Here is a 6,769-nt window from a genome sequence, read left to right on the forward strand (position 1 = left end):
TTCGTACGCAGATCCCACCTCAGTGCCCTCCCGCGCGTGAAAACACGTTAATGATCACCACCCCAAGCACGATGAAGCCGATACCGACCATGGCGATCCAATCGAGCCTCTGCTGGAAAACAACGATCCCGACAATGGCCGTGAGGACGATACCAAGTCCAGCCCAGATCGCATACGCCACGCCGATCGGCAACGTGCGCAGCGCTTGCGCGAGAAGATAGAACGACACACCGTAGAAGGCCAGCGAAATGATCGCCGGCGTCAGTTTGGTGAACTGCACAGATTTGTTCAGGAACGCCGTGCCCACGACTTCACAAGCAATTGCGCCACCGAGCGCAGCCCAGGACAACATGGTCGGATTCATTTGAATCTGCCTTTCAACGATGATCGATTTGTGCAAAGATAACATACCGCGCGGTATCTTTAAAAGGAAATGTTGTCATGCCACACGAAAAATTTGTTGCACATAGCCCTTACTTGCCCTTCGACCCCAACGTCGCAGACTACAACACGACCTTCCAGCATTTATCACCTTGGCAATTCAATGGCTGGAAAAAAGAGTCGTTGTCCTGGAAGACCGGCTGCTATTTGCACGCCGGACTGAATCCTGCATCCCCCTATCGCCTCCAAGGGCCAGGTGCCCTTGATCTCTTGCGCGAGGCATGCATCAACGGCTTCACCAGATTTTCCGTCGGGTGCTCGAAACACGCCGTGATGTGCAATACGCAGGGCAATGTGATGGCTGACGGTATGGTCCTGCGCACCGGCGCCGCAGACTTCATGTGCTACTTCCTCAACCCCTACATCGACTATCTGGTCGCGTCCGGCCGCTATGACGTAACGGGCGAAGATTTGAGCGGCAAGACGTTCCTGTTCCAGGTGGCCGGACCGAAATCGCTGGCAGTACTCGAAGCGGCCACGTCCGACGATCTGGGCGATATCGCGTTCCTGTGGCACCGCCCCAGCACAATTGCCTTCGAGGGACGCGATATTCCGGTACGCATATTCCGACTGGGTGTCGCGCGGACCCTTGCCTACGAGGTACACGGTTGTATGGAGGATGCGCTGGATGTTTACCGAGCCATTGCGGCAGCAGGCAAGCAATTCGACATGGAGAGAATCGGCATGCAGGTGTACGGGATGCATCATACCGAAAGCGGCTTCGCGCAGTCATACATTCACTTTTTACCAGCATACACCGAGGATCCGGACTTCATGGCATTCATGGCCGGACGTGCCGACGTCTACATGCGCAACCTTCCCGGCAGCGCAGGCGCGGTGCTGGAGAAGCGTTACGCCAATCCAGTCGAGCTTGGTTGGGCGCACATGATCAGGTTCGACCATGACTTCGTCGGGCGCGCGGCACTCGAGCGCATCGTCGAAGAACCGCACCGCCGGATCGTCACGCTCGAATGGCATCGCGACGATATTCTCGAAGTCTACGCTTCGCAGTTCGACCCACATGCCGAGGTGGCGTTCATGGACTTCGCCGCCAATCCGATCTGGACAGCACACAATTCCGTCGTGTTCTGCGACAACGTGATGGTGGGTGCCAATCAGATCGGCGTATCGAGCGGACGGGTATTCAGCTACTTTTACCGGCAAATGCTGTCGCTGGCGCTACTCCAACCGGAATACGCGCGGATCGGCGAAACAGTCGAGGTGATCTGGGGCCATCCTGGCAGCCAGTCCAGGCGGATACGCGCAACCGTGGCACGTTATCCCTATCTCGATCTGCCGAAAAATGCCGACATCGACACGAACTCCGCCAAGCGCTCGCAACCCCTCGAAATGCACCCCGATTGAACAACGTGGATCCTGAAAAAAAGGTGCTTGTGCTGCCCATCGTCGCAGGAAGTCTGCAGGCAATCAATGGCATCGTCGGGTCGCCAGAATCCAGCAACGCTTGTGCGAAAAGGATGAAAACATTCATTTCGAACTTGTCTTGATGCCTTGAGATTGGGCGTATCTGATCGTGATTCAGTTTGGGTTTGCAGGAACGTGCGGGGGGAATAGTTTCTTTGGACTCCTGCACGATGATGGCAAAACCCCGATCGACGCCGTGCTCTTGAATCTATCTCATGGTACTTGCGAGCTTCGACAGCGATCTGCCAGACCGTTGGTGAGGACTCGGGAATCGCTGCGAGTATTGACGAGCCTGCTTACTTGAAGCAGAAGACCAAAACAAAACGGGCCTCAAATGAGGCCCGTGCGTTTTACGTCCTGATCGAACACGGCTTGGGAACTGCTGAGCTTTTCCGCCATGCTCAGATTTGCAGGGCGGCGACGAGCATCATGATTGCAACGACAAGATTGATTACTTGAGGCCCAAACCATAAAACGTGTACTGGAATGCGTCTCAAACAAGGCGCCTCCTCTCTCCAACGTTTGTCCGCCTGATCGCGGATTTCTTCAACGTTCGCATACGGGAAAGGCGTCGATGCCTCACGCAGGTCGGGTTCCTGCGCGGGCACGAGGGATCTCGCCTGACGTAGTCCTAATGCAGCGGGCGGGTTTGATTGTCGATGTCCTTGCGCTTCAACGTCATCTTGCTTGCCGATGGCGCGAATAGCAATTCCCCGATATGCATCTCGGGCCCATGGTCGTCCCCGGTCTTGTCCGGCTCCGGCTGAGTCGCCGTCAGTATCCGCTTGAAGGTCGAGGTGACGGTAAACACATCGTCATCGAAGCTGCCATGGGTCTTTGCGCGCGATGCCTGCAGCGAATCCTTCGCGTGGTCATTCGGCGCAATGACCTGTTCGGCCAACCCGCTAGCGAACAGCTCACGCATGTCGTCGGACTTGAGAAATTTTTCCATTCCGAGTACCGAAACGCCGGTGTTTCTCAGCGATTTCTCGGCGCGCTGTACTGGAGCATCGGCGCCCATCGGCGGAATACGTGGCGTCTCTTCCAGGGCATTCGATACCAGGTAGAGCAGCGACTTGTTATAGATGCGCGCGCAATCGTCGTCCCGCTCGGCCTTGTCATTGAGGCAGTAGATGGCAAAGTTGCCGAGGGTTTTACTCTGGATCGCCGGCAGGTACATTTCCTTGAACAGCGCAGTCGTGCAGGCCGGCGCCCACAGCGTGCAGCTTGCGATCTTCAGGCCAGCACCCTCGCCCCCCTGTAGCGGCCCGCTCGTGAAGCTGCCCTCGGCGGTCAGTAGCTGCACGAGCGGCCCTAGCAGGATCGATCCCGCGCTGTGGCCCACCAGGTGAATCTCCAGATCCGGGTAGCGCTGCTGTAGCTTCCTGATGTGGCCGACCACGACCGGCATCGCGCCTTGCGGCGAACTGGCCAAGTGGGCGTTCTCTTTCATTTCATCCCACGCCGCCTTACCCGTCAGCTGGCGCGCCAGCGGTTCGAGCGCATCATCGAGACGGTCGAGAATGAAGTCTTTGGCCTTGTCGAGCACACCTTCAGGACGACGCCGTCGTACCGAATCCTGCAGCACGTTGGTGACGGTAGTCCAATAATCGGTGCGCCAGATAAACGCCAGTGGATAGACGTCAGACTCGATCAGCGCGGCGCTGTATTCGGCGACGCGCTGCACTGCCGCTTCCTCAGAGACCAGGCCGCCGTGCGCGTACAGCAGCAGGCGCTTTTTGGCTTTACCCTCCATGCGCTCCGGGATATCGCGTTCGAAGATCGTGGCCACTTCCCGCGCGCTGGTGCCGTAATCCCCGCCCGGCCGCAGCAAGCCGTCGTTGCCGATGCTGACCAGGTAAGGGCGCAATTCCGAGTAGGCGTAGGCAGACGACTGGGCAGCCCCAGCCGAATGGGCGGTCGAAAACGAGCCCGCCCGTTCGAGGTTGACGGGCGCGCCGAGACGTGCGACCCATACGTCGGTGCCGTTTTTTAGCCAATCGTCGTAGCCGATTCGGCCCATACCCTGCTTGCCCCAGGTCTCGCCCCACGAGTTCTGGATCCAGAATCCGTCATGGTCGTAAGCGACGATCGCAAAGGCGTGGCCGCCGATGTCCTGGTCCATGAATTCAATGGTGCCGTCCTCGCCAACGTGCTGCCAGCCTTCATGTACGACCGCGGTGGCGTACAGCACCCCCACTTCGGCAATGGCCGCGTGCATTGCGATCAGGTCCTTGTGGTTGACCCTGAAGTAGGAACCTAGTGGGCGCAGGAGCGCTCCTTTCAGGCGCGGCTTGTCGAAGCCCGGATCGGCCGCATCGAGGTGGGCGTCGTCGCACCACTCGGGACGGGAGCACACGCCATGCTTGTGCCAGCCTTTCATGGCGCCGCGTGCGCTCGATCCGTCGTAGTCCTCGCCAGGCCACTCGTCGTAACGGCGCGCCATTTCATAGAACATGCGTGGGCTGACGTTCCCGTGATCGGGATAGTACTGGCGCTTGCGCAGCAGGTAGTGGGCCAGCGTGGCCAGGCCAAAGCCGGTGCACGCGCCTTCGCTTCCCTGGTCGAGCACCGGCACTTTGTGTGCAAGATAGTTCTCGAGCGGAATAGTCGATGGCACCTCGACCAGTGTCGCTTCGTACATCCGGTCGCGGAAGTCGAGCGTATCGGCACGCGCATTGCAGCGGCGCATCGGCTGTTGGGGCGCAGGCGGCACGTTGATCGGCCGACTGGCCGGGATGGTAGCGTCGTCCAGGGAAACCGGGGCATCATGTTCACCGACGTCGCCATGGTCCGGCATGGTCGACAGCGAAGACGCGCCGGCCTGATTGGGCAGCGCAGGTGGCGGCGCGGTCAGAAGGTGGCCGGCGGCATCGAAGCGCGCGTCCATCAGGAAGGCGACTTCATCTTTGGTATAGGCCGGGTCCCAATGGGTGTTTTCCGGTACGTGGCAGTGGCCATAATGGCCGCTACGCGATTCCCACACCTTTGCGTCGCGGTTATGCCCGCCCGGATCGGCGCCGTTCCTGGCAACTTTGGGCAGCCCGGCGGGCCACTCGAGAGGCACGTGATGGGTATTTTCGATCCAGCGGCACAGGCGTGCCAGATTGATCAGGTTGGCCGGAGCCTTTCGTTTGTGGGCAAAGCCGACCAGTTCAATCTGCACCGCGCCGCCGCGATTGGTTTCAACGCCACCGGGCGCATTGCGCAGGGAGCGCGCGCCTTCATCGGTATCGATGTGCTGGAAAATTTGCTTGCCATCGACCGTGAAGTGCGGGTCGGAACGGTGCTTGTGAAACGTGTCGAGCGCGCCGCTGGCGCTACCGCCTTCGGTGGTGTGATGAACAATCTTGTACGGCCCCCTGGCCATCGGGCCTGAACCGCCGCTCAAGGGCTTCCAGATTGCAAACGGACACTTCGCCATATTAGTTCTCCCAATTTTGTCGTCGTGACGTAGCAGACAGCACGGCCACGGGTCACGGACGTGGTCGGCGCGAACAAAAACGGTAGCGTGCAGCAGACTCGAATGCGCTTCGCATGCTACAGCGCAGCGAAACCGCGTTTCTTGGAAGAATTGGAAATCCGATAAATCGTTGGCGATGGAAGAATCTAGTAGCCAGTGTCGCATTAGCATATTTCCATCAGCACGTACTGATTATGCGCATAAAGAAAACGCTTAAATTAAAATATTTGCCAGTGTTGCTTTTTTGACTAATTGAAAAGCGTACAACGCAGCCCTGAAAGCGCGTGGCGCACTGCTCATCTGGTTGGACAAGGAGATGTGCTGGCATGACAGTGCCAGCGGAAAGCAGGGCCGCAGCCTGAATTACAGCGAGGCGGTAATTCAGTTCTGCCTAACGATCAAGAGCCTGTTCAATCGAGCAGCGCGTCAGGCGATGACACAAAGCCTGCTCGAGCTGGCCTGCCTGGACGGGCAGGTGCCTGACTTCGCACCGTCAGCCGGCGCATGAAAATTCATTCCACAGGAAAGAAAGCGGACCAATATTCGAAGTTATCTCGAGAATCGTCGCTTCAATAAACGACGCGGATTCGCCGCCATGGTGTCTGGATGTTTGCGGATCATCCAGTCAAGGTGCCTGGCCAGCATGCCGTGCCTGTGCCTGATGGTCGACGGCGCCAGATCCTCGGCGCGCTTCATTTGCCTTACCCATGCCTCGGCCCTTTCGTAGTTCAGCATGCCAGTCGAGATGGTAGCAACGCTGGGTCGTCGCGTGTGAAGAGGCTTTGGTAGGAGATCGGGATCTGGTTATAACTGAGGCACTCCGCCGTGCAGCGATGCGAGGTCGAAACCTCGCCTTTCAGGCTTTTCTTGAAGTGATCCAGAGCCGCTTTGAAAGGAGCTTGCCGGCAACGCGCAGTTGATATCCGTAGAGTCGCTCGATGATGTTCCCCATGATGCACGGATCATGGCATCCTGGGGCGAAAGTAAATGGCCACGTGACGGCCGTCCGGCCGTTGTCAGGCGCGGCGCACCGCTTATGACGAAGGGTGTTGACCCCAATGCAAACGGGCCTCGAATGAGGCCCGTGCATTTTAAGTTCTGGAGGCGAGGATCGGAGTCGAACCGACCTAGACGGCTTTGCAGGCCGCTGCATAACCGCTTTGCTACCTCGCCAGAGGATATGGTGCACTTGGATGATGCAAGCGGTTATGTCCCGCATCAACAAGGGAAGAAGGGATCTTCCTGGAATTCTGGAGCGGGAGAAGAGGCTCGAACTCTCGACCTCAACCTTGGCAAGGTTGCGCTCTACCAACTGAGCTACTCCCGCTGAGGAGTACTGATTTACGACGCCATTTGCAAACACTGGAGCGGGAGAAGAGGCTCGAACTCTCGACCTCAACCTTGGCAAGGTTGCGCTCTACCAACTGAGCTACTCCCGCT

The 6,769-nt window shown here is 58.3% G+C and carries 4 protein-coding genes, 3 tRNA genes and 1 pseudogene; 2 read left to right on the top strand and 6 right to left on the bottom strand.

Annotation, left to right across the window (positions count from 1 at the left end):
• Nucleotides 1-19: 19 nt before the first annotated feature.
• Entirely contained in the window at nt 20-364 is a 345-nt protein-coding gene (locus tag AB2N08_RS04515) for a DMT family transporter (protein WP_367609420.1), read from the bottom strand.
• A gap of 77 nt (nt 365-441) precedes the next feature.
• Between AB2N08_RS04515 and AB2N08_RS04520 the strand changes: the two genes are divergently transcribed.
• Nucleotides 442-1,806, top strand: coding sequence for a hypothetical protein (locus AB2N08_RS04520; protein ID WP_367609421.1), 1,365 nt, complete (start codon nt 442-444; stop codon nt 1,804-1,806).
• 691 nt (nt 1,807-2,497) lie between these two features.
• Here AB2N08_RS04520 and AB2N08_RS04525 read toward each other — a convergent pair.
• Nucleotides 2,498-5,494, bottom strand: a complete 2,997-nt coding sequence (locus AB2N08_RS04525) for an N-acetylmuramoyl-L-alanine amidase (RefSeq protein WP_367609422.1) — start codon at nt 5,492-5,494, stop codon at nt 2,498-2,500.
• 94 nt (nt 5,495-5,588) lie between these two features.
• On the opposite strand from AB2N08_RS04525, the pseudogene AB2N08_RS04530 reads away from it, so the two are divergent.
• Nucleotides 5,589-5,819, top strand: a pseudogene (locus AB2N08_RS04530) (transposase); the annotation flags it as partial.
• A gap of 59 nt (nt 5,820-5,878) precedes the next feature.
• Here AB2N08_RS04530 and AB2N08_RS04535 read toward each other — a convergent pair.
• From AB2N08_RS04535 to AB2N08_RS04550, 4 genes are all read right to left on the bottom strand, one after another.
• On the bottom strand, nt 5,879-6,064 hold the full coding sequence (locus tag AB2N08_RS04535; RefSeq protein ID WP_367609423.1) for a hypothetical protein: 186 nt from the start codon (nt 6,062-6,064) through the stop codon (nt 5,879-5,881).
• A 364-nt stretch (nt 6,065-6,428) separates the two neighbouring features.
• Nucleotides 6,429-6,502: transfer RNA gene (locus AB2N08_RS04540), tRNA-Cys, on the bottom strand.
• A gap of 78 nt (nt 6,503-6,580) precedes the next feature.
• Nucleotides 6,581-6,656 (bottom strand) — tRNA-Gly (locus AB2N08_RS04545).
• Nucleotides 6,657-6,692: 36 nt separating this feature from the next.
• A tRNA-Gly gene (locus AB2N08_RS04550) sits at nt 6,693-6,768 on the bottom strand.
• Between the last annotated feature and the right edge of the window lies 1 nt (nt 6,769).

The organism is Massilia aurea (assembly GCF_040790145.1).
In the GTDB taxonomy this organism is placed as follows: domain Bacteria; phylum Pseudomonadota; class Gammaproteobacteria; order Burkholderiales; family Burkholderiaceae_D; genus Telluria; species Telluria aurea_C.